Source organism: Streptomyces sp. NPDC001796 (genome assembly GCF_042892355.1).
GTDB lineage: Bacteria > Actinomycetota > Actinomycetes > Streptomycetales > Streptomycetaceae > Streptomyces.
Map to the genome: position 1 here is coordinate 242,839 of NZ_JBIAUC010000010.1, position 22,963 is coordinate 265,801.

Sequence of the window (22,963 nt, forward strand, 5' to 3'; positions counted from 1 at the left end):
CTAATGCTTCAGCCAGGCGTCGACCTTGTCGCGGTTGGCGTCGACCCACTTCTTGGCCGCCGCGTCGTCCGACATCTTGTCCACCGCGATGTACTTGGCCACGGTGTTCTGGTCGTCGTTCGTCCAGTTGAAGTTCTTCACCAGGTTGTAAGCAGGGCTGCCGGACTTCGCGAAGCTCGCGCTGACGATCTTGTCCAGGTTGTAGACGGGGTAGTCGCACGCCACCTTGGCCGCATCCGCGTCACAGCCCGTCTTGTACGCCGGCAGGTTCACCTTGACCAGCGGCACCTCGGACATGAACCACTGTGGCTCGTAGAAGTAGCCGATCATCCACTGCTTGTTCTTCTCGGCGGTCCGGAACGCCTGGATGAGGGCGGTCTCGCTGCCCGCGTACACCACCTTGAAGTTCAGCTTCAGGTTCTTCACCAGCGCCGCGTCGTTGGTGACGTAGGACGGGTCCCCGTCGAGCAGTTGGCCCTTGCCGCCCGACTCGGAGGTCCTGAACTTGTCGGCGTACTTGTCGAGGTTCTTCCAGTCGGTGATGTCCGGGTGGGCCTTGGCCAGCCACGGCGGCACGAACCAGCCGATGATGCCCTTGTTGCCGGTCTGCCCGGCCTCCACGGCGGTCTTCTGCTCGGTGATGTATTTCTTCTTCAGGTCGTCGTGGCCCCAGTTCTCCAGGACGGCGTCGACCTCGCCGGTCCCGAAGCCCTGCCAGGCGATCTCCTCCTTCAGGTCCTTCTTGTTGACCGTACAGCCGAGATCGTGCTGTGCGACGTACGCGACGACCGCCGCGTCCGCCTCGTAGCCCACCCACGGATTGACGGCCAGGTTGAACGTGCCGCACTTGCCGCCGGAGGACTTCGAGCCCGCGGAGGAGCTGTCGCCGACCTTCGCCCCTGCGCACGCCGTGAGGGTGAGGCCGAGGACGGCCAGGCCGGCCGCGCCGGCTCGCCAGTGTCTTGCCATGGTGTCGTGCTCCTTATGCCCTGGTGCGTCGCGCCGCAGCCTGAGTGATCCGGTCGAACATGACTCCGAGCAGTACGATGGCGAGTCCCGCCGCCAGCCCCTTGCCGTACAGCTCTCCCTGCGAGAATCCGGCCACGACGTCGTAGCCGAGGGCGCCGGCCCCTACCAGGCCGCCCACCACAACCATCGACAGCACATAGATCAGCCCCTGGTTGGTCGCTAGGGTCAGGGCGCTGCGTGCCATCGGCAGCTGAACCTTGGTGATGATCTGCCAGGTGTTGCACCCGGCCGAGGTGGCCGCCTCCACGGTCGACTCGGACACGTTCCGCACACCGTCCGCGATGATCTTGATCGCGACGGGCGCCGCGTAGACGACGGCCGCGACGATCGCGGTGAAGCGGGTGGCGCCGAACAGCGCCAGGAACGGCACGAGATAGACGAACGGCGGCATCACCTGTGCGGCGTCCAGGGTGGGCCGCACCAGCCGGTCCACGAGCAGGCTGCGTCCCATCCACACGCCGAAGACGACACCGAGCAGCATGACCAGCACCGTGGCCACGGCGGTCGAGGCGAGGGTCGTCATGCTGTCCGACCACAGGCCCGTTCCGACGAGCAGCCCGACGCACACGGCGGCCGTCACCCCGGCGCGCCAGCCGCCGAGCACCGCGCCGAGCGCGACCAGGGTGACGCCGACGAGCCACCACGGGGAGTCGGTGAGCAGCGTCTGGAACGGGTTGAGCAGGCCGTTGCTGATGACGTCGCGAAGTGCGTTGGTCAGGCCCGAGAGATGGTCCTGCAGCCACGTGGTCGCGGTGTCGGCCGCGCTCGCGATGTGACTGCCGGTGCTGCCGTTGCCGGGGAACTCGGCCGCCCAGACGTAGGTGTGGGACAGGTAGACCAGGACCGCGGCCGTGATCCCGCCGGCCACCAGCAGCGGCCGGCGCCACTTGAGGAGCGGGCCGCCCGTGCGTCGGGCCGCCTCGGTGCGTGCGGCAGCGGCCGTGGTGACCCGGTCGAGGACGATGGCCATGACGACGATGGCGAGGCCGGCGTTGAAGGCGGTGCCGACGTCGAGCGACTGCAGGGCCTGGACGACGGTCTTGCCGAGGCCGGGGGCGTCGATCAGGGCGGCGATGGTCACCATGGCCAGGGCGGCCATGATGGTCTGGTTGACGCCCATGACGACCGTGCGCTTCGACATCGGCAGCAGCACCTTCAGCAGTTGCTGCGTCCGCGTGGTGCCGAGCGAGTCGGCCGCCTCGACGGTGGTCTCGGGCACGGAGCGGATGGCGTGCGCGGTGATGCGGATGGCGGGTGGTGCCGCGTAGATCACCGTGGTGATCACGGCCGAGGCACCGCCGATGAGGAAGACCAGGGTCAGCGGGGCGAGGTAGACGAAGGTCGGCATCGTCTGCATGAAGTCCAGGAAGGGCGTCATGATCCGGTTGAACCGGTCGGAGAGGCCGGCCCACACACCCAGCGGGATGCCGATGAGCAGCGCGACGAAGACCGCCGACAGGGTCAGCGCCAGGGTGTCCATGCTCTCCTGCCACAGCCCCTGCAGCCCGAAGAAGGTGAAGCCGGCCACGGCGAGCAGGGCGACCCGCCAGTTGCCCACGGCCCATGAGACGTAGCCGGTGAGGCCTGCGACGCCGAGCCAGCCGATCTGCGGGACCGGGCGGCCGCCGGTGGGCTGCGAGATCAGGGACTGGACGAAGGTCACCAGGTTGTCGATGACCAGGCGGATCTCGTTGAAGAAGTACAGGAAGAGCGGATTGGAGTTGCGGTTGGCGCCGATGCTGTCGTTGACGTCGTTCAACCAGCGGTGCAGACCGGTGAGGTCGGCCGCGGCGAGGGACAGGGTCTGCCGGCCGCGCAGCACGGCGAAGAGCGCCACCCAGGCGAGCAGGATCGCCGCCACCACCATGGGACGGCCGACCTTTCTGCGTACGGTCGCGACCGGCGCGGCCGCGTCGGCGGCGACGGCCATCACGCACCGCCTTCCTGCCCGGCGACGACGGAGAGGATCTCCTCGTCGCCGACGATGCCGAGCAGCTTGCCGCCCTCGACCACCTTGACGGGCTTCTCGGCCGCCAGCACCGCCCGGGTTGCCTCACGCACCACGACGTCCGGGCCCAGCTCGGGGCCGTCGAGTGCGTCGTCGGGCTGCGCGGGGCGCATGATCCAGCGCAGGGTCAGGACGTCACCGCGCGGCACGTCCTTGACGAAGTCCCGTACGTAGTCGTCGGCGGGGGCGCCGACGAGTTCGTCGCCGGTGCCGCACTGGACCACCTTGCCGTCACGCATGATCAGGATGCGGTCGCCCAGCTTCAGGGCCTCGGAGAGGTCGTGGGTGATGAACACCATGGTCTTGCCGACCTCGTGGTGCAGGCGGATGACCTCGCTCTGCATGTCGCGGCGGATCAGCGGGTCGAGGGCGGAGAACGGCTCGTCGAAGAAGAGGACGTCGGGGTCGCCCGCGAGGGCGCGGGCGAGGCCGACGCGCTGCTGCATGCCACCGGAGAGCTGGTCGGGATAGGAGTTCTCGTATCCGGCCAGGCCCACCAGTTCCACGACCTCCAGAGCGCGCCTGGTCCGCTCGGCCTTGCCCATGCCACGGATCTCCAGGCCGAACGCCACGTTGTCGACCACTCTGCGGTGCGGCAGCAGGCCGAAGTGCTGGAAGACCATGGAGAACTTGCTGCGCCGCATGTCCCGCAGCCGCCTGGTGTCGGCGCCGCGGATGTCCTCGCCCTCGAAGACCACCTCACCCGCGGTGGGTTCGATCAGCCGGGTCAGACATCGCACCAGGGTGGACTTGCCGGAGCCGGACAGGCCCATGACGACGAAGACCTCGCCGGGCGACACGTCGAAGTTCACGTCGCGGACGGCGGCGGTGCACCCGGTGCGGTCCATGAGCTCGCGGCGGGTCAGCCCGCACAGTTCCTCGGAGTCCGGCACCTGGTCGGCCTTCGGCCCGAACACCTTCCACAGCCGGCGCACGGAGATGACCGGGGTCCGGTCCTGGGGGTCCTGGGACGTGCCGCGCCGCTGCGACACCTCGGTCTGTGTGGGGGTCACGATCGACCTCTTTTCGGCGTTCAGCCGCGGAACCAGTGCTGCGGCCGGGGTTGGATGTTCTGCCAGACGTGCTTTGGCTCTCGGTATTCGTCGAGACCGGTCGGTCCCAGCTCCCGGCCGACGCCCGAGTGCCCGAAGCCACCCCATTCCGCTTGCGGCACATAGGGGTGGTAGTCGTTGATCCAGACCGTGCCGTGGCGCAGCCGGCGGGCGACCCGCTGGGCCTTGCCGGCGTCCTGCGTCCAGACGGCGCCGGCGAGGCCGTACTCCGTGTCGTTGGCGATGCGGACGGCGTCGTCCTCGTCACGGAAGCGCTCGACGGTGAGCACGGGTCCGAAGGACTCCTCGTGCACCACGCGCATGTCCTGGCGGCACTCGTCGAGGACGGTGGGCGGGTAGTAGAAGCCGCCCGCCAGCGCGGGGTCGTCGGGGCGCTCGCCGCCGCAGCGCAGTACGGCGCCCTCGGCGAGCCCCGCGGCGACGTACGCCTCGACCTTCTCCAGGTGCTGTGCGGAGATCAGGGCCCCGGTCTCGGCCTGAGGGTCGAACGGGCCGCCGAGGCGGATGAGCCGGGCGCGGCGCACGATCTCGTCGACGAAGGCGTCGTGCAGGCAGTCCTCGACGATCAGACGGGCGCCGGCCGAGCAGACCTGTCCGGAGTGCAGGAAGACCGCGGTGAGCGCGAAGTCGACCGCCGTGTCGAAGTCGGCGTCGGCGAAGACGACGTTGGGGTTCTTGCCGCCGAGTTCCAGGGCGACCTTCTTCACCGTCGCGGCGGCGGCGGCCATGATGCGGCGCCCCGTCTCGAGGCCCCCGGTGAAGGACACCATGTCGACGGCCGGGTGCTCCGACAGGGGTGCGCCGGCCTCCGCTCCGGCGCCCAGGACGAGGTTGGCCGCGCCGGCCGGGAGCCCGGCCTCCTCGAGCGCCTTCATCAGCAGGATGGAGGTGGAGGGCGTGAGCTCGCTGGGCTTGAGCACGATGGTGTTGCCCGCGAGGAGGGCCGGGGCGACCTTCCAGGACGCCTGCAGCAGCGGGTAGTTCCAGGGGGTGATCAGTCCGCAGACACCGACGGGTTCGTAGGTGACCCGGCTGAGTGCGTCGTCGCGGCCGGTGTCGACCACCCGGCCGGCGCTGGTGCCGGCGATGCCGCCGTAGTAGCGGAAGCAGGAGACGACGTCGGCGATGTCGTACTCGCTCTCGACCAGGCGCTTGCCGGTGTCGAGCGACTCGGCGCGGGCGAACTCCTTGGCGTCGCGCTCGAGGATGTCGGCGGTGCGCAGCAGCAGCGCGCCGCGCTCGCGCTCGGGGGTGCGCGGCCAGGGGCCTTCGTCGAACGCGCGCCGGGCCGCGGCGATCGCGGCCTCGGTGTCGGCGCGTGTCCCCTCGGACACGGTCGCGACCGGCGTGCCGTCGGCGGGACAGCGGATCTCCCGGTGGCCTCCGGCCACCGCCTCGCGCCATTCTCCGTCCACATACAGGTCTGCCACGCGCGGAGCCCTTCAACCGTTCGTTGCGCATCGCGCATCGAATTGCTTGTGGGGGAACCCTGACCGAAGGGCCGACGTACGTCAAGAGGTCCCGTCGTTTTCCCAAGGGACGAACGCCCCCGGTCTTGACCGCCGACCGCCCTCACCCCAACTATGTTGCGTATCGCTCATCGCGTTGTGCATTACGCATCGACCGGAGGCCTGCGCATGTCCCCTCGACCGCAACCCGGCGACGAGTACGTCCTCACCTTCTCGTGCCCGGACAGGGCCGGACTGGTCCATGCCGTGAGTGGCTTCCTCGTCAGGAACTCGGGCAACATCCTGCAGAGCCAGCAGTTCGACGACCGCCTTCAGGACCGCTTCTTCATGAGGGTCCACTTCGATGTGTCCGATCCGGACATCACCCTGGAACAACTGCGTTACCGCTTCGGCCCCGTCGCCGAGGCCCACGGCATCTCCTGGACCCTCCAGGACGCCGCGACGCCGACCCGGACGCTGATCATGGTCTCGAAGTTCGGCCACTGCCTCAACGACCTGCTCTTCCGCCGCCGCACCGGCGCCCTCAACATCGAGATCCCGGCCATCGTCTCCAACCACCGGGAGTTCGAGGCCCTCGCGGAGACCTACGGCATCCCCTTCCACCACATCCCGGTGACCAGGGAGACCAAGCCCGCGGCCGAGGCGCGCCTGCTGGAGCTGGTCCGGGAGCTGGACGTCGACCTCGTCGTCCTGGCCCGCTACATGCAGGTGCTCTCCGACGACCTGTGCAAGGAGCTGGAGGGCCGCGCCATCAACATCCACCACTCCTTCCTGCCGAGCTTCAAGGGAGCGAAGCCCTACCAGCAGGCGTACGAGCGCGGGGTGAAGCTGGTCGGCGCGACGGCCCACTATGTGACGCCGGACCTGGACGAGGGCCAGATCATCGAGCAGGACGTGGTCCGGGTGGACCACTCCCTCGACCCCGACGAACTGGTCACGGTCGGCCGCGACGTGGAGGCCCAGGTCCTGGCCCGCGCGGTGAAGTGGCACACCGAGAGCCGCGTGATGGTGGACGGCAACCGCACGGTGGTCTTCCGCTGAAGCGCTTCTGCCGATCGGGCGGGGCCGGAACCAAGGGGGTTCCGGCCCCGCCCGATGTCCGTACACGGTGAGGCTGTTGTATACGGCTGTCCGGTACATACGGCTGTCCGGGCTCAGCCCAGCCTGTCGAGCAGTGCGCGGCGCCAGCGCTCGGTCTCCGCGATCTGGTTGAAGGTGAACAGGTGCAGGCCCGCCACCCCCGCCGAAGGCGCCGTGAGCGTCTCCGCCGCGCGCGTGAGCAGCCCCTCGGGCGCGTACCCGCCCGGCGTCGCGAACCGCAGGAACCACGACGGGTGCCTGGTCAGGAAGCGCGTCGACTCCCCCACCCCGATCTTCGTCGCCATGGACAGCAGCCTGGCCCGCTGCACCGGCCCGGCGACCCCCACGTACAGGGGCAGGGTGACGTCCCGGCGCCTTATCCGGGCGATCCAGCCGCCGAGCACGCGCGGGTCGAAGCACAGGTTGCTGACGATGTACGTGGCGTGCGCCCGCTTGTCCCACATCGCCTGGACGGTGATGTCGTCGTGGATGAGCGGATGGCTCTCCGGATAGCCGGTGATCCCCATCTTCGCGAAGGGCCTGCCCAGCTCGCTGAGCCGGCGCAGCACCGGCAGGGCCCCGTCGTAGGGCCCGGCCGGCGGATCGGCGTCCCCCGCCGGCACGAACACGTCGTCGACACCCGCCGCACGCAGCCGCTCGGCGACGTCCTTCAGGTGCGTGTCGTCCCGCAGCAGCCGTGCGGGCACGTGCGGGACGACGCGGAAGCCGTGCGCGGTGAGCCGCTCGGTGAGGGCGAGGGTCGGCTCCAGGCCCTTGACCGGCGACGCCGTCACCGTGACCACGACGTCGCGCGGGACATGGGCGAGGACCTTCTCCTCGGTCGCCTTCGCCGGCAGCACCTCGTAGCGGACGCGGCCGAGCAGCGCCCGCAGCGCCTCGGCGCCCAAGGCCTACCCGGCCTGCTTCTGGGCGTCGCGGTGCCGGTAGTAGGCGGCCTTGGAGGGCGCCAGAGGCTCCTTGCCGAGAATGAGGTCGGCCGCCTTCTCGGCGATCATCATCACGGGAGCGTAGATGTTGCCGTTGGTGACGTACGGCATCACCGACGCGTCCACCACACGGAGCCCCTCCAGGCCGTGCACCCTCATGCTCAGCGGATCGACGACGGACATCTCGTCGGTGCCCATCTTGCAGGTGCACGAGGGGTGCAGGGCGGTCTCGCCCTCCTTGGCGACCCAGGCGAGGATCTCCTCGTCGGTCTCGACGGAGGGTCCGGGCGAGATCTCGCCGCCGTTGTAGGGGGCGAGCGCCGGCTGGTTGAGGATCTGGCGGGCGACGCGGATGGCCTCGACCCACTCCCGGCGGTCCTGCTCGGTGGACAGGTAGTTGAAGCGCAGCGCGGGGTGCTCGCGCGGGTCCCTGCTCTTGATCTTCACGGAGCCGATGGCGTCGGAGTACATGGGCCCGACGTGCACCTGGTAGCCGTGGCCGCCGGCCGGTGAGGAGCCGTCGTAGCGGACCGCGACGGGAAGGAAGTGGAACATCAGGTTGGGGTACTCGACGTCCTCGTTGCTGCGGGCGAAACCACCGGCCTCGAAGTGGTTGGTGGCCGCCGGGCCCTTGCGGAACAGCCACTGCAGCCCGATGAAGGGGGCGCGCCACTTGGCCATGTACGGCTGCATGGACACGGGCTGCTTGCAGGCGTACTGGACGTACACCTCCAGGTGGTCCTGCATGTTCTCGCCGACCCCCGGCAGGTCGTGGACGACGTCGATGCCGAGGGCGGACAGCTCGGCGGCGTTGCCGACGCCGGAGAGCTGGAGCAGCTGCGGGGAGTTGATGGCACCGCCGCAGAGGATGACCTCACCGGCCCGGACCTGCTGGGCGGCGCCACGGCCGTGGCGGTACTCGACGCCGACGGCGCGCCTGCCCTCGAAGAGGACCCGGGTGACGAAGGCGCGGGTCCTCACCGTGAGGTTCGGCCGCTTCATCGCGGGCTTGAGGTACGCCTTGGAGGCCGACAGCCGACGCCCGCGGTGGATATTGCGGTCGAACTTGGCGAAACCCTCCTGCCGATAGCCGTTGACGTCGTCCGTGGGTGCGTAGCCCGCCTCCTGGGTGGCTTCGAGGAAGGCGGTGAAGAGCGGGTTGGTCGCCGGTCCGCGCTCCAGGACGAGGGGGCCGTCGTGGCCGCGGAACTCGTCGTCGGGGTCGGCGGCGAGACAGTTCTCCATCCGCCGGAAGTACGGCAGACAGTGCGCGTAGTCCCAGGTCTCCATGCCGGGGTCGGCGGCCCAGCGCTCGTAGTCCATCGGGTTGCCGCGCTGGAAGATCATGCCGTTGATGCTGCTGGAGCCGCCCAGCACCTTGCCGCGGGCGTGGTAGATGCGCCGGCCGCCCATGTGGGGCTCGGGCTCGGACTCGTACTTCCAGTCGTAGAAGCGGCTGCCTATGGGGTAGGTCAGCGCCGCGGGCATGTGGATGAACACGTCCCATGGGTAGTCGGAGCGGCCCGCCTCCAGCACGAGCACCCGGTTTCCGGGGTCGGCCGAGAGCCGGTTCGCCAGTGCGCTGCCGGCTGATCCACCGCCGACGATGACGAAGTCGTAATGCAGGGGAGCCATGGTGCCTCGTCTCGCTCGCTCGCGCCGTCGATACGCGGGGCATGCTAGTACGGGTATCGCGATACGCACTAGGTTGCGGAACGCGCAACTTGGAAGGTCTTCGTTTCGCGGGGGTTACTTGCGTGGTCGTTGTTTACTGCGCGTATAGTTTCACCATGAGCAACTTCAGTCCGGATACCGAAACGAACGGTTCACAGGCCGGCGGGGTGCAGTCCGTCGACCGCGCCATCAGTGTGCTCGAGATCCTGGCCCAGCGCGGCGAGGCGGGCGTCAGCGAGGTCGCCGCCGAGATCGATGTCCACAAGTCCACCGCGTTCCGGCTGCTCGGAGCCCTGGAGGCACGCGGTCTGGTGGAGCAGTCGGGCGAGCGCGGCAAGTACCGACTCGGTTTCGGCATCGTGCGCCTGGCGGGCGCGGTCACAGGGCGCCTCGACCTCACCCAGCAGGGCCGTCCGGTGTGCGAGCGCCTCGCGGAGGAGATCGGCGAGACGGTCAACATCGCCGTCATGCAGGAGCACTACGCGATCAACCTGTACCAGGTGCGCGGTCCTGCCGCCGTCGCCGCGCACAACTGGGTCGGGGAGCTGACCCCGCTGCACGCCACCTCCAGCGGCAAGATCCTGCTGGCCCACCTGCCCGCCAAGGAGCGCGCCGCGCTGCTGGCGGAGGCCGGCCTGAAGAAGGTGACCCCGCACACGATCACCGCGAAGACGAAGCTGGAGAAGAACCTCGCGGAGGCCCGCGAGCGCGGCTACGCCTGGACGCTGGAGGAGCTGGAGATCGGACTGCACGCGATGGCGGCGCCGATCCGCGACCGCGAGGGCCAGGTCATCGCCTCGATCAGCGCCTCCGGGCCCTCTTACCGGTTCACCGAGGAGCGCATGCACGAGCTCGCTCCGGTGCTCCTCAAGGGCGCGGAGGAGATCAGCCACCGCATGGGATACCTCGGCTGAGCGTGCTCGCGCGCAGGCGCCCGCCGCGGGCCCCCCACCCCGCCGGGGGCTACTCCGGCTGCCGGGTGCCGAGGCGCTCGTGCACCCAGTCGTGGAAGGCGCCGATGTGGTGCTCACTGGGCACGAGCACGCCGCCCTTGGCGTACAGCCGGGAGCTCATACCGGGCTGCGTGCGCTCACAGGCGTCGAAGTCCTGGCGGTTGACGCGGTCGAAGAGCTCCACGGACCGGCTGACGTCCTTGCCGCTCTCCACCACGCCCGGCAGGTAGAGCCAGTCGCACTCGACGATCGTGCGGTCGACCGCCACCGGGTACATACGGTGGAAGATCACATGGTCGGGCACCAGGTTGATGAAGACCTGCGGCTTGACGGTGATCGCGTAGTAGCGGCGGTCCTGCTCCTCGGAGACACCGGGGATACGGTCGAGGCCCTCGGAGCCGTCGACGGTGAAGCCCTGGATCTCCTCGCCGAACTCGGCGCCGTGGCCGACGTAGTACTGGGCGGCGTAACCGTCCGCGAACTCGGGGAGCACCTCGGTCAGTTCCGGGTGGATCGTTGCGCAGTGATAGCACTCCATGAAGTTCTCGATGATGAGCTTCCAGTTCGCCTTGACGTCGTAGACGATCCGCTTGCCCACCGCCAGGTTGTCGATGTCGTAGCGCTCGATCGACTCAACGTCACCGAGGCGGGTGATCACCTCGCCGATGACGTCCTCCTCGAAGGAGGGCGGGTTCTCCGCGAGACACACCCAGACATAACCGAGCCATTCGCGGACGGCCACGCTCACCAGGCCGTACTCGGTGCGGCCGACGTCGGGCATCTTGGTGAGGTTGGGCGCCGCGACGAGCTTGCCGTTCAGGTCGTAGGTCCACGCGTGGTACGAGCACTGGAAAGCGCGCTTGACCTCGCCGGTCTCCTCCGTGCAGAGCTTGGCGCCGCGGTGCCGGCAGACGTTGAAGTAGGCGCGTACGGAGTTGTCCCGGGCCCGGGTGACGAGGATGCTCTCGCGGCCCACGTCGACGGTGCGGAAGGCGCCGGACTTGGGCAGGTCGGACGCCCGGGCGACACAGAACCACATCGTCTCGAAGATGCGCTCCTGTTCCTGGGCGAAGATGCCGGGGTCCGTGTAGGACGAGCCGGGGAGGGTGGCGATGAGGCTGTCCGGCAGGCTTGTCGAGGTCACGCTGCACTCCTCGGGAAACGTCGTGGAAGGGGCGGGCACGCGCCAGGAAGAGCGACTTCGGGCGGCGTTGTGTATGAGGCAACGCTGCGTGTCATATGCAACGCAGCATGAGAGGCCGCATCAGCGGTGTCAAGGCCTGGCCGCGGTGAACTGCTTGCGCCAACGGGTGAACAGCCTCGGCTGGTTCATCCCGAGCACGGCGACCGGCGTACCGGCCCTGCGGTAGACCGCCAGGAAACTCCGGTCGTCGGTGGCGCCTTCCTCGACCGTCACACTGTCGGCACCGGCGGCCTGGCCGACGAACTGGATCTTCACGCCGTACTGGTCGGACCAGAAGTACGGCGGTCGCGGCACGCCCGGCTGCGTCGCGCCGTACGCGAGCAGCGCGGCCACGGCTGCGTCGGGGCGCTCCAGTGCACCGGTCCAGTGCTCCACGCGGCGGTGGGTTCCGGTGTGCGGGTCGTACCAGTTGGCGCAGTCGCCGACGGCGACGACTCCGGCGAGGCCGGTGCGGCCGTCGGCCCCGCACTTCACGCCGTTGTCGAGCGCGACGCCGGATCCCTCGAGCCACTCGACGCACGGACGCGCGCCCACACCAACGACGACGGTGTCGGCGGGAATGCTGCGGCCGTCCTCGAGCAGGACGGCGTCCACCCTCCCCCGGACCCCGTCCGGGGGGACCCCCGTCTCGCTTCGCTCGCCCCCGCTCAGCCCTTTGACCCCCACCCCGCACAGGAGCCGTACGCCGTGGTCGGCGTGGAGGGCGGAGACGACACCGCCCATGACCTCACCGAGCGGTCCGGCCAGTGGCGTCGGCGCGGCCTCCACGACCGTGACGTCGAGGCCGAGGGCGTAGGCGGTGGAGGCGACCTCGGCGCCGATGAATCCACCGCCGATCACCACCAGTCGTCCGCCGCGGGCCAGGTCGTCGCGCAGGGCGCGGGCGTCGTCCAGGGTGCGCAGCACATGGACGCCGGCGAGGCCCTCGGTGCCGGGCAGCCTGCGCGCGGCCGCACCGGTCGCGATGACGACACCGTCGGCACGGATCTCCCGGCCGTCGGCGAGCCGGATCGCCCGCTCGGCGCGGTCGAGCCCGGTGGCGCGGGTGCCGAGCACCCATTCCGCCTGCAGGTCCTCGTCGTCCCTCTCCAGCGCGAGATCCGCTTCGCCGAGGGTGCCGGCGAGGAACTCCTTGGACAGCGGCGGCCTGTCGTACGGACGGTGGGGCTCGTCGCCGATGACGACCAGCCGACCGTCGTACCCCCGTTTCCGCAGCGAGCGCGCGGCCGACAGCCCGGCCAGCGAGGCGCCCACCACGGCGACGGTCCTCACGCGGGGCCTCCGGCCAGGCGGGAGGCGAGGCAGGGCGGCAGGTTGGGGGCCTCGGTCGACAGCCGGACGTAGATCATGCCGTCCTCGACCAGGACCTCGTGGGTCCGCACCGGCAGCTTGGCCGGCGGGGCGTCCACCGCTCCGGTCCTCAGGTCGAACTTCGAGGCGTGCAGCGGGCATTCCACCTCGCAGCCCTCCAGCCAGCCGTCGGCGAGCGAGGCGTCCTGGTGGGTGCAGGTGTCGTCGATGGCGAAGAGCTCGCCGTCATCGGTGTGGAACACCGAGACCGGCGGGTCGATGTCGAGCCGGTGGGCCTCGCCTCGCGGCAGATCCGCGAGACGGCACGCGGGAATCATCATGACACCTCGGTGCGTATAGCGAAACGGATTGCGATTAGCGCAACGCCAGTCTGCGGGCCGCCCTGAACCGTTGTCAAGGCGTCCAGGGCCCGGGTTGAGCCGGGTCCGCGGCCGGTCTACGCGCACGACGAAGCGGCCTCGAAAGCGGAGGTGAGCAGGCGCGAGAGGTGCGGCGCGGGGCAGCGACGGCCTCGCCGCCGATGCCGTCGTCGGACGTCACCTGGGCGAGGCCGTGAAGCGGCGGTCAGAAGCCGCGGGCGATCCACTCCTGAAGGTGCGGCGCTTCGGCGCCGACGGTGGTCGTCTGCCCGTGGCCGGTGTGCACGACGGTGTCGCCGGGCAGCGCGAGGAGGTGTCGGCTGATCGAGTCGATGATGGTGGGGAAGTCGCTGTACGACCGCCCCGTCGCCCCGGGACCGCCGGCGAAGAGCGTGTCGCCGCTGAACAGGGCGCCGAGAGCCGGGGCGTACAGGCAGACGGCGCCCGGGGCGTGGCCGGGCGTGTGGAGCACGGTCAGCTCGGCGCCCGCGACCACCACGGTCTGCCGGTCGGTCAGTTCCGCGTCGGGCGCCCGGTCCGGATGGGTCTGCTTCCACAGCGGCAGATCGTCGGGGTGCAGGAGGACCGGGGCGCCGGTACGGTCGGCCAGAGCGGGGGCCGCGTCGATGTGGTCGTTGTGGGCGTGGGTGCACACGATCGCCGTCAGGCGCCGGTCACCGACAGCGGCGGCGACGGCGTCGGCGTCGTGCGCGGCGTCGATGACGATCACCTCGTCGTCGTCGCCGACGATCCACACGTTGTTGTCGACGTCCCAGGTGCCGCCGTCGAGGGTGAACCGCCCGGAGGTGACGAGCCGTTCGATGCGTGCGCCCATCACAGCACCACCACCGAGCGCAGCACGTCGCCGTCGTGCATGCGCTCGAAGGCCTTCTCGACCTCGTCCAGGGCGATGGTCTCGGTGACGAAGGCGTCCAGGTCCAGGCGGCCCTGCAGATAGAGGTCGATGAGCATGGGGAAGTCGCGGGAGGGCAGGCAGTCGCCGTACCAGGACGACTTCAGCGCCCCGCCCCGGCCGAAGACGTCCAGCAGCGGCAGCTCCAGCTGCATCTCCGGGGTCGGTACGCCGACCAGAACGACCGTGCCGGCCAGGTCGCGGGCGTAGAAGGCCTGCCGGTAGGTCTCCGGACGGCCCACCGCCTCGATGACGACATCGGCGCCGAATCCGCCGGTCAGGTCACGGATCGCCGCCACCGGATCGGTCTGGCTCGAGTTGACCGTGTGGGTCGCGCCCAGCTTCTTCGCGGTGGCCAGCTTGCGGTCGTCGATGTCCACCGCGATGATCTTCGCCGCTCCCGCCAGGTTGGATCCGACGACCGCCGCGTCCCCGACACCGCCGCACCCGATGACGGCCACACTGTCACCGCGTCCCACGTTCCCGGTGTTGATCGCCGCGCCGATGCCCGCCATCACTCCGCACCCCAGCAGTCCGGCGGCGGCCGCCGACGCCGCCCGGTCCACCTTGGTGCACTGCCCGGCCGCCACCAGAGTCTTCTCCGCGAAGGCGCCGATGCCGAGCGCCGGAGACAGCTCCGTGCCGTCGGTCAAGGTCATCTTCTGCTTTGCGTTGTGCGTGTCGAAGCAGTACCACGGCCGGCCGCGCAGACAGGCGCGGCACTGGCCGCACACCGCACGCCAGTTGAGGATGACGAAGTCACCGGGGGCCACGTCCGTGACGCCCTCGCCCACCGCTTCCACCACACCCGCGGCCTCATGGCCCAGCAGGAAGGGGAAGTCGGCACTGATGCCGCCCTCGCGGTAGTGCAGATCGGTGTGGCAGACCCCGCAGGCCTCTATCTTGACCAGCGCCTCACCCGGACCCGGGTCGGGCACGACGATCGTTTCCAGGCTGACGGGGGCGCCCTTGCCCCGGGCGACGACAGCACGGACCTGGTGAGCCATGGCCACTCCTCGGCTGACAGAAGGTCGAGACGTTGCCTATTACGACACGCATCTCGTATTTCGCAACACAGCATCGTGGAGAGCGAACCAGCGGTCAAGGATCCGTCACGCAATCCGCGCTCCCCGGTGAAACCGGGGGGGAACGCAGACCTGGACGGGGCATCATCGCCCTGACGTCACTTCGAAGCGGGCGGTGCGGCGGGCTTCCGAAGGAAGCCCTCGAAGCAGCATGAGCCTGACCAAAGGCGGTTACAGATGACTACAGTCGCACCTGGGCCAACCCTCGGGATCCTGGCCTTGACCTCGGAAAAGCGCCGGCTCGAAGCCGACCTGGCAGAGTGAGGGGCCCGCCGTGTTCTATTACCTGCTCAAATACGTCCTTCTCGGACCGCTGCTGAGACTGGTCTTCCGGCCGCGCATCGAGGGCCTCGAACACGTTCCGGCCCAGGGGCCGGCCATCATCGCCGGCAACCATCTCTCCTTCTCCGACCACTTCCTGATGCCCGCGATCCTCAAACGGCGCATCACCTTCCTGGCCAAGGCCGAGTACTTCACCGGCCCCGGCATCAAGGGTCGGCTCACCGCCGCGTTCTTCCGCAGCGCCGGTCAGATCCCGGTGGACCGCTCCGGCAAGGACGCCGGGCAGGCCGCGATCCGCGAGGGCCTCGGCGTCCTCGGCAAGGGCGAACTGCTGGGCATCTACCCGGAGGGCACCCGCTCCCACGACGGCCGCCTCTACAAGGGCAAGGTGGGTGTCGCGGTGATGGCCCTCAAGGCGAAGGTGCCGGTCATCCCCTGCGCGATGATCGGCACCTTCGAGGCACAGCCGCCGGGCCAGGTCATCCCGAGCATCCACCCCGTGGTGATCCGCTTCGGCAAACCCCTGGACTTCTCCCGCTACGCCGGCCTGGAGAACGAGAAGGCCGTCCTGCGCGCCGTCACGGACGAGATCATGTACGCCATCCTGACCCTGTCCGAGCAGGAGTACGTCGACCAGTACGCGGCGGTCGTCAAGGCGGAGGAGGCGGCGAAGAACGTGGAGCGCGCTCGCAGGCTCCCGCGGCTCCCGCTGAGTTGAGGCGCGTCGGCCGACGACGAAGGGGCGGCCGGGATCGGCCGCCCCTTCGCGCGTGCGGTGCTGCGCAGACCGCGTACTACGGCTTCGGCGTGGCGTGCGGCGTGCACGTCACGTCGGCGCTGTCCGTCCTGCCGGTGAGCAGGTAGGTGTCGACCCGGTTGTTGATGCACGGGTTGACCAGACCGGTCACGCCGTGGGAGCCCGCGTCCTTCTCGATGATCAGGCGGGAGCCCTTGAAGCGCTCGTGCAGCTCGACCGCGCCGTCGAACGGCGTCGCGGCGTCACGGGTGGACTGCACGATCAGGACGGTCGGCAGGCCCTTGCCGGTCCCCACGTCGACCGGGTTCTGCTGCTTGACGGGCCAGGTGGCGCACGGCAGGTTCATCCATGCGTTGGCCCAGGTCATGAACGGGTAGTCCTTGTTGAGCCGGGTGTTGTCCCGGTCCCACTTCCGCCAGCTCTTCGGCCACTTGGCGTCGGTGCACTCGACGGCCGTGTAGACGGCGTTGCCGTTCTCGGAGGCGATGTTGCCCGCCGTGTCCGACAGGTCCGGCGCCGCGGCGTCGACGAGCGCCTTGGTGTCTCCGGCGACGTACTTGCTGAAGACGGTGGCGACCGGCACCCACGAGGAGTCGTAGTACGGGGCGCTCTGGAAGAAGGAGATCAGCTCGGCCGGGCCGACGACACCGCCGATCGGGCTCTTCTTCGCCGTGGCGCGCAGCTGGAGCCACTTCTCCTGCACCGCCGCCCGGGTCGTGCCCAGGTGGAAGGAGGCGTCGTTCGCGGCGACCCAGTCCTCCCAGTCCTTCCAGCGGCCCTCGAAGGCGACGTCCTGGTCGAGGTTTGCCTGGTACCAGATCTTCTCGCGCGACGGGTTGACCACGCTGTCGACGATCATGCGCCGGATGTGGCCCGGGAAGAGCGTGCCGTAGACGGCGCCCAGGTACGTGCCGTACGACACGCCCAGGTAGTTGAGCTTCTTCTCGCCGAGCGCGGCACGGATGACGTCCAGGTCACGGGCGGTGTTGGGCGTGGTCATCTGCTGGAGCATCGCGCGGCCGGTGCGCTCCAGGCAGCCTTCCGCGTACTCGCCCGCCAGCTTGCGCTGGGCGAGCTTGTCCGCCTCGGTGTCGGGGACCGGGTCCGCCTTCGGCGCCTTCACGAACTCCTGCGGGTCCTCACAGGAGATCGGCGCGGAGTGGCCGACGCCGCGCGGGTCGAAGCCGACGAAGTCGTACGCCTTCGCCACGTTGGCCCAGACGGGGTTCTTGGTGGTGACCCGGCGCGGGAAGCGCAGCCCGGAACCGCCGGGGCCGCCGGGGTTGTAGACGAGGGCGCCCTGGCGCTCCTGCTTGGTGCCCGTGTTCCCGATGCGGTCGACGGCGAGCCTGATCTGCTTGCCGTTCGGGTGGGCGTAGTCGAGCGGGACGGTCACCCAGCCGCACTGGATGGGCTTCTCCAGTCCCCAGTCGGCCGGGCAGTCCTGCCAGTCGATCCCGTCCTTGGCGGCCCGTGCGGCGGCGATCGCGGCGCCGCGGGCCTCCCGGTCCTGGCCGTGGCGCGAGTCGGCGGTGGCCGACGGTGCCGCCACGGCGCCTGCTATCAGCGTCGCCGTGACGAGCGCCCCCGCGGAGCCGAGCGCGGACGCTCGCCTCGTCGGTCTGATTCCCCTCAAGTGGGACCTCCCCGTACATCGTTGCGATGGGTACGGGGGATCCTTTCGGCTGTGAGCTCCCTGAGAACAGGGGGTATTTGACTTTCTTTACCAATCCGATAACCGGTACAACGCTGTCCGTTGAGCGGAGAGTCGGGTTTCAGCCAAGTGCACGCAACGCCTCGTCCAGCGTCCGCCGCAGCCGCAGCGCGTCGGGCGCGACCGCGGTGACGAGCACACCCGGCCCGGCCAGCGGGGTGAGCGCGGCGCACTCCCCGAGCGGCCGTGCCGTCGCGGGCGTTCGCTCGAACTCCGGCCGTACGACGACCAGTTGCCCGAGCGCCCGATGCCCCGCCAGCACGGCGGGCCCGTCCCAGCCGCCGGGGGCGCCCGGTCCGCAGGCCACCTCCTGGTCGAGCAACGGCCGTCCGTCCAGCCGTACGGTGAGACGGCTGGTGAGCCGTCCGGGCTCCTCACCGGCCCGCCCGAGGACCTGTTCCTCTCGGAAGACCAGACGGGCGCCCGGCGCGAGGTCGATGCGCGAGGAGACGTACAGCTCGCTTCCCTTGGCCGAAATCAACTGTTCGGGCAGCCAGCGCATTTCACCGTCGGCGGCCACGCAGAGCCGGACGTCGTAACGGGCCTCGCCCTTCGCCTGACCGGGCAGCGCGATGGTCGCGGCGGCCGATGCGACGTGCAGCAGGGCGCCGCTTTCCACTTCGGCCTCGACGGTGAAGTGGTCGCCGCCGAGCGGCCCGCTCATCGCGCCGACGAGCATCACGCGCGCCTCCTCGCCCCGCGCCCGCGTCCGGCGCAGCGCGAGCGGCCCCTCGCCGGCCAGCACCGGCAGAGCCGTACCGCCCCGGCCGTCGTCCCGGGCCACGATCCGCGCCGTGGCCCGTACCCCCCAGGTCACGCCGCCCATGCCGTGAGCCGCTGCCGCACCCAGTCGGCGACGGCGCCGACACCGGCCTCACCACGCAACGACTGGAAGACGACGGGCAGCTCCCCCCGCTGTGCCTTGGCGTCGGCGGCCATCCGGGCGAGGTCGGAACCGACGTACGGCGCCAAATCCGTCTTGTTGACGACGAGCAGATCGGCGGTGGTGACACCGGGACCGCCCTTGCGCGGGATGTCGTCCCCGCCGGCGACGTCGATGACGAAGATCTGCGCGTCGACGAGCCCCTTGGAGAAGGTGGCGGTGAGGTTGTCTCCGCCGGACTCGACGAGAACGAGGTCGAGCGGCCCGACGGCGTCCTCCAGGTCCTCGACGGCTTCGAGGTTGGCCGAGATGTCGTCCCGGATGGCGGTGTGCGGACAGGCGCCGGTCTCGACGGCGGTGATCCGTTCGGGCGGCAGTACCGCCTCCCGCAACAGGAACTCGGCGTCCTCCCGGGTGTAGATGTCGTTGGTCACGACAGCGAGCGACAACTCGTCCCGCAGGGCCCGGCAGAGCGCGGCGACGGTGGCGGTCTTCCCTGACCCGACGGGCCCGCCGAGCCCGATACGCAGGGCACGCCGGGATCCGTCGGGGCGGTGGGCGTCGGCGCTGAGGGCGACGGGGCTGTGGTGGGTGTGGTCGAGGTGCATATTGCGGCTCCGTGGATAAAGCCCGTCTGGGGTCCCCTGCTCGAAGAGCTTGGGGAGCTTGAGGACGAGACCGTTCAGGCCGATGGCGGTCGAGGGGGCGAAGCCCCCCTGGCGGGGTCGCAGGGGCGGAGCCCCTGAGGGACGGGGATGGTCAGGTGCGGCGGGGGCGGACCTCCTACGACGCGAACAGACGTACAGGCCAAGCGGCATGCGCCTCCGCCCCGACCTCCAGCAGTGGAGCGGACGCCGCAGGCAACGCGTCGACCCCGTCGTGGAGCACACGCCGCGCCGCCTCGCTCGCCTGGTCCACCACCAGATCCAGCTCCGGCGCCAACCGCGCGAGCACCGCCGTGGCATCGAAGGGATCAAGACTGAGCAACCGCACCACGGCGGTGGCCGGCCCACTCACACTCTCGTACGCGCAGCAGTGCGCGGCGTCCTCGGCACCCAGCCCCGCCGCCCGAGCCGCGACGCCCAGCACAACCGGCTGATGCGCCCCTCTGGGAAACTCCCGCGCCACCGCGTCCAGTTCCCCGGAAGGCCACGCGGCCCGAGCGGCCCGCATCAGCTGCCGTCCCAGCCTGCGCGCGGCGACACGCAGGGCGGCCGAGGGCGTACGGGCGTCCGCCGCGGCGTCCAGCGCGGCCGGATCCACACCGAGCGCGGCCGCCGCGGCCAGCGAGGCGGACACCAGCCCGGCCGTGTGCAGCCGCCCGCGGCAGAAGTCCTCCAGGCTCGCGGCCCCGGTGATCCGTCCCGCGCGGACGGCCGCCTCGGCCCCGCCGGAGTGGGCGTGCCCTCCGGCGGGGAAGCGGCCGTCGGCCAGGACGAGAAGCGCTGCCCGGGACATCAGAAGAGGAAGTAGCGCTGGGCCATGGGCAGTTCGGCGGCGGGTGTCGCCTCGACCAGCTCGCCGTCGATGTGGACGGCGAAGCTGTCCGGGTCGACCTCGACCCGCGGCCGGGCGTCGTTCTCGCGCATGTCCGCCTTGGTGACGCCGCGCGTCGAGTCGATGGCCACGAACTTCTTCCCCAGTGCCAGCCGCTCCGGCAGCCCGTCCTCGATCGCGAGCGGCGCCACGAAGTTGAACGAGTTGGACGCGGGCGCCCGCCCGATCGCCCCGTACATCGGGCGCGGCAGGATCGGCTGCGGGGTCGGGATGGACGCGTTGGCGTCGCCCATCTGGGCGTACGCGATCTGCCCGCCCTTGATCACGAGCTGAGGCTTGACCCCGAAGAACGCGGGCTCCCACAGCACGAGGTCGGCGAGCTTGCCGGTCTCTACGGACCCGATCTCACGGGCGAGGCCCTGCGCGAGCGCCGGGTTGATCGTGTACTTGGCGACATAGCGACGTACACGGTGGTTGTCCGCGCGGCCGGCGCCCGGCAGCGCGCCCCTCCGCCGCTTCATCACGTGGGCGGTCTGCCAGGTCCGCAGGACGACCTCGCCGACGCGCCCCATGGCCTGGGAGTCGGACGAGATGATGGAGATCGCGCCCAGGTCGTGGAGGATGTCCTCCGCCCCGATCGTGGACGGCCGGATCCGTGACTCCGCGAAGGCCAGGTCCTCCGGCACGGCGGGGTTCAGGTGGTGGCAGACCATCAGCATGTCGAGGTGTTCCTCGGCGGTGTTGACGGTGAACGGCCGGGTGGGGTTGGTGGAGCTGGGCAGCACGTGCGGCTCGGACACCACGGTCATGATGTCCGGCGCGTGCCCGCCGCCCGCGCCCTCGGTGTGGTAGGCGTGGATGCCCCGTCCGTTGATCGCGGCGAGCGTGTCACCGACGAACCCGGCCTCGTTGAGCGTGTCCGTGTGGATGGCGACCTGGATGCCGGTGCGGTCGGCGACGGTCAGGGCAGCGTCGATGACGGCGGGCGTGGAGCCCCAGTCCTCGTGCAGCTTCAGGCCGAGGGCGCCGCCGCGGACCTGGGAGAGCATCGCGTCGTGCGAGACGGTGTTGCCCTTGCCGAGGAGGCCGATGTTGAGCGGGTGACCCTCCATCGCCTCCAGCATCCGGGCGAGGTGCCAGGGGCCGGGCGTGACGGTGGTCGCCTTGGAGCCCTCGGCGGGTCCGGTGCCGCCGCCGACCAGCGTGGTGATACCGGCGGCGAGGGCCTCGTCGGCGATCTGCGGGCAGATGAAGTGGACATGCGCGTCGATGGCGCCGGCGGTGAGGATGCGGCCGTTGCCGGCGATGATCTCCGTCTCCGGGCCGAGCACCAGGTCCGGGTGGACCCCGTCCATGGTGTCCGGGTTGCCCGCCTTGCCGATGGCCGTGATGCGGCCGTCGCGGATGCCGACGTCCGCCTTGACGATGCCCCAGTGGTCGATGATGACGACACCGGTGATGACGGTGTCGGGGGTGCCGTCCGCGCGGGTGGCGCGGGACTGGCCCATGGATTCCCGGATGACCTTGCCACCGCCGAACACGGCCTCGTCACCGGCGAGCCCGGGACCGCCGGAACGATCCTCCTCGACCTCGATCAGGAGGTCGGTGTCGGCGAGCCGGATCCGGTCCCCGGTGGTCGGGCCGAACAGGTCGGCGTACGCCGCGCGCGAGATCTCAGGCATCGAGGGCACCTCCGGTCTCCCCGCGCAGTCCGGGCACGACACGGGCTCCGGCCAGCGGGACGAGTTCGACGTCCACGGGGATACCGGGCTCGAAGCGCACGGCGGTCCCGGCGGCGATGTTCAGCCGCTTGCCGCGCGCGGCGGCCCGGTCGAAGTCCAGACCGGGGTTGGCCTCGGCGAAGTGGTAGTGGGAGCCGACCTGGACGGGCCGGTCGGCGGCGTTGAGGACGGTGAGCCGGGTGACCTCGCGGCCCTCGTTGTAGACGATCGGGCCGTCGTCGAAAAGGATCTCTCCGGGAATCATGCGGCCTCCCCCGTCAGACGATCGGGTCGTGGACGGTGACGAGCTTGGTGCCGTCCGGGAAGGTCGCCTCGACCTGGACGTCGTGGATCATTTCGGGAACGCCCTCCATGACGTCGTCCCGGGTGAGCAGCTTGCGCCCGGAGGCCATGAGCTCGGCGACGGTCCGTCCGTCCCGTGCGCCTTCGAGGATGTGCGACGTGATGAGCGCGACCGCCTCGGGGTGGTTGAGCTTCAGCCCCCGGGCCCGGCGCTTCTCGGCGACGTCGGCCGCCACATGGATCAGCAGCCTCTCTTGCTCGTGCGGGGTCAGTTGCACGTCCCACCTCACAGTCCTCGCTCCGGACCGTGCGGGGCCCGGTTGCCGCAGCCACGGGGCAAAGTCCCTGGTGGCGTGGAGGGGCAGGCTAATTGCACCGGGTTTCGGGCACGTTAACCGGAGACCTGTTGCGCCGGGTTTCGGGCACGTTAACCGGGGATCTGCGGCCACTGCGGCGGGCGCGAGTCCGGCGGGTCGCTCGACGAGTGCGAATCCGGCGGCGCCGCTCGCCGAGCCCGAGCCCGGATCCGGCGGCGCCGCTCGCCGAGCCCGAGCCCGGATCCGGCGGCGCGCCGTCCATCGCCCCTGGACCGTCCTGCGGGGCCTTAGCCTTGATCCACCGATTCGATGTCTGTGGATAAGTCTTCTTGAAACGAGGAAGTGCCTTGTGACCTGCGATGATGGGAGTTCTTCAGGCTTCCA

The 22,963-nt window shown here is 70.1% G+C and carries 21 protein-coding genes; 3 read left to right on the forward strand and 18 right to left on the reverse strand.

Annotated features, from left to right (window positions below):
- The 4 genes from ACFYZE_RS22170 to ACFYZE_RS22185 are packed head-to-tail and all read right to left on the reverse strand — an operon-like array spanning window position 1 to window position 5,540.
- Complete coding sequence (locus tag ACFYZE_RS22170; protein WP_388996629.1) at window positions 1–969, reverse strand: ABC transporter substrate-binding protein; 969 nt, start codon at window positions 967–969, stop codon at window positions 1–3.
- A gap of 13 nt (window positions 970–982) precedes the next feature.
- Window positions 983–2,959, reverse strand: a complete 1,977-nt coding sequence (locus ACFYZE_RS22175) for an ABC transporter permease (RefSeq protein WP_388996632.1) — start codon at window positions 2,957–2,959, stop codon at window positions 983–985.
- On the reverse strand, window positions 2,959–4,050 hold the full coding sequence (locus ACFYZE_RS22180; protein WP_388996635.1) for a glycine betaine/L-proline ABC transporter ATP-binding protein: 1,092 nt from the start codon (window positions 4,048–4,050) through the stop codon (window positions 2,959–2,961). Before ACFYZE_RS22180 ends, ACFYZE_RS22175 begins: the two co-directional genes overlap by 1 nt.
- Window positions 4,051–4,070: 20 nt before the next feature.
- Entirely contained in the window at window positions 4,071–5,540 is a 1,470-nt protein-coding gene (locus tag ACFYZE_RS22185; protein ID WP_388996638.1) for an aldehyde dehydrogenase family protein, read from the reverse strand.
- Between the two features lie 207 nt (window positions 5,541–5,747).
- On the opposite strand from ACFYZE_RS22185, the gene purU reads away from it, so the two are divergent.
- Window positions 5,748–6,620, forward strand: a complete 873-nt coding sequence (gene purU / locus ACFYZE_RS22190) for a formyltetrahydrofolate deformylase (RefSeq protein ID WP_388996640.1) — start codon at window positions 5,748–5,750, stop codon at window positions 6,618–6,620.
- A 113-nt stretch (window positions 6,621–6,733) separates the two neighbouring features.
- Here purU and ACFYZE_RS22195 read toward each other — a convergent pair whose 3' ends face one another.
- Window positions 6,734–7,567, reverse strand: coding sequence for a 5,10-methylenetetrahydrofolate reductase (locus ACFYZE_RS22195; protein ID WP_388996642.1), 834 nt, complete (start codon window positions 7,565–7,567; stop codon window positions 6,734–6,736).
- Between the two features lie 3 nt (window positions 7,568–7,570).
- Window positions 7,571–9,241, reverse strand: a complete 1,671-nt coding sequence (betA, locus tag ACFYZE_RS22200; RefSeq protein WP_388996644.1) for a choline dehydrogenase — start codon at window positions 9,239–9,241, stop codon at window positions 7,571–7,573.
- 155 nt (window positions 9,242–9,396) lie between these two features.
- Between betA and ACFYZE_RS22205 the strand changes: the two genes are divergently transcribed.
- Window positions 9,397–10,194 carry an IclR family transcriptional regulator gene (locus tag ACFYZE_RS22205; protein WP_388996647.1) on the forward strand — a complete coding sequence of 266 codons (798 nt, stop codon included), beginning with the start codon at window positions 9,397–9,399 and terminating at the stop codon, window positions 10,192–10,194.
- A 49-nt stretch (window positions 10,195–10,243) separates the two neighbouring features.
- Here ACFYZE_RS22205 and ACFYZE_RS22210 read toward each other — a convergent pair whose 3' ends face one another.
- From ACFYZE_RS22210 to ACFYZE_RS22230, 5 genes are all read right to left on the reverse strand, one after another.
- On the reverse strand, window positions 10,244–11,377 hold the full coding sequence (locus ACFYZE_RS22210; RefSeq protein WP_388996650.1) for an aromatic ring-hydroxylating dioxygenase subunit alpha: 1,134 nt from the start codon (window positions 11,375–11,377) through the stop codon (window positions 10,244–10,246).
- Window positions 11,378–11,506: 129 nt separating this feature from the next.
- A complete protein-coding gene (locus tag ACFYZE_RS22215; RefSeq protein WP_388996653.1) occupies window positions 11,507–12,709 on the reverse strand; it encodes an NAD(P)/FAD-dependent oxidoreductase in 1,203 nt (400 codons plus the stop codon).
- Entirely contained in the window at window positions 12,706–13,068 is a 363-nt protein-coding gene (locus ACFYZE_RS22220) for a bifunctional 3-phenylpropionate/cinnamic acid dioxygenase ferredoxin subunit (protein ID WP_388996656.1), read from the reverse strand. The genes ACFYZE_RS22215 and ACFYZE_RS22220 overlap by 4 nt, the downstream gene beginning before the upstream one ends.
- 244 nt (window positions 13,069–13,312) lie before the next feature.
- Entirely contained in the window at window positions 13,313–13,942 is a 630-nt protein-coding gene (locus ACFYZE_RS22225) for an MBL fold metallo-hydrolase (protein WP_388996659.1), read from the reverse strand.
- Window positions 13,942–15,027 (reverse strand): S-(hydroxymethyl)mycothiol dehydrogenase, encoded by a 1,086-nt coding sequence (locus ACFYZE_RS22230; protein WP_388996662.1) that lies wholly within the window; start codon window positions 15,025–15,027, stop codon window positions 13,942–13,944. The genes ACFYZE_RS22225 and ACFYZE_RS22230 overlap by 1 nt, the downstream gene beginning before the upstream one ends.
- Before the next feature lie 352 nt (window positions 15,028–15,379).
- On the opposite strand from ACFYZE_RS22230, the gene ACFYZE_RS22235 reads away from it, so the two are divergent.
- The gene (locus ACFYZE_RS22235; protein ID WP_388996665.1) at window positions 15,380–16,105 is read left to right on the forward strand and encodes a lysophospholipid acyltransferase family protein; all 726 of its coding nucleotides are present in this window, start codon (window positions 15,380–15,382) and stop codon (window positions 16,103–16,105) included.
- A 76-nt stretch (window positions 16,106–16,181) separates the two neighbouring features.
- Here ACFYZE_RS22235 and ACFYZE_RS22240 read toward each other — a convergent pair whose 3' ends face one another.
- The 7 genes from ACFYZE_RS22240 to ACFYZE_RS22270 form a co-directional block, all read right to left on the reverse strand.
- Window positions 16,182–17,780 (reverse strand): alpha/beta hydrolase, encoded by a 1,599-nt coding sequence (locus ACFYZE_RS22240; protein WP_388996668.1) that lies wholly within the window; start codon window positions 17,778–17,780, stop codon window positions 16,182–16,184.
- A 139-nt stretch (window positions 17,781–17,919) separates the two neighbouring features.
- Complete coding sequence (locus ACFYZE_RS22245) at window positions 17,920–18,684, reverse strand: urease accessory protein UreD (RefSeq protein WP_388996671.1); 765 nt, start codon at window positions 18,682–18,684, stop codon at window positions 17,920–17,922.
- Window positions 18,672–19,349, reverse strand: a complete 678-nt coding sequence (gene ureG / locus ACFYZE_RS22250) for an urease accessory protein UreG (RefSeq protein WP_388996674.1) — start codon at window positions 19,347–19,349, stop codon at window positions 18,672–18,674. The genes ACFYZE_RS22245 and ureG overlap by 13 nt, the downstream gene beginning before the upstream one ends.
- A 175-nt stretch (window positions 19,350–19,524) precedes the next feature.
- Window positions 19,525–20,199 (reverse strand): urease accessory protein UreF, encoded by a 675-nt coding sequence (locus tag ACFYZE_RS22255; RefSeq protein ID WP_388996677.1) that lies wholly within the window; start codon window positions 20,197–20,199, stop codon window positions 19,525–19,527.
- Window positions 20,199–21,920, reverse strand: coding sequence for an urease subunit alpha (locus tag ACFYZE_RS22260; RefSeq protein ID WP_388996681.1), 1,722 nt, complete (start codon window positions 21,918–21,920; stop codon window positions 20,199–20,201). The genes ACFYZE_RS22255 and ACFYZE_RS22260 overlap by 1 nt, the downstream gene beginning before the upstream one ends.
- Entirely contained in the window at window positions 21,913–22,224 is a 312-nt protein-coding gene (locus ACFYZE_RS22265) for an urease subunit beta (protein ID WP_200422093.1), read from the reverse strand. The genes ACFYZE_RS22260 and ACFYZE_RS22265 overlap by 8 nt, the downstream gene beginning before the upstream one ends.
- A gap of 13 nt (window positions 22,225–22,237) precedes the next feature.
- Complete coding sequence (locus ACFYZE_RS22270) at window positions 22,238–22,540, reverse strand: urease subunit gamma (RefSeq protein ID WP_103838990.1); 303 nt, start codon at window positions 22,538–22,540, stop codon at window positions 22,238–22,240.
- Between the last annotated feature and the right edge of the window lie 423 nt (window positions 22,541–22,963).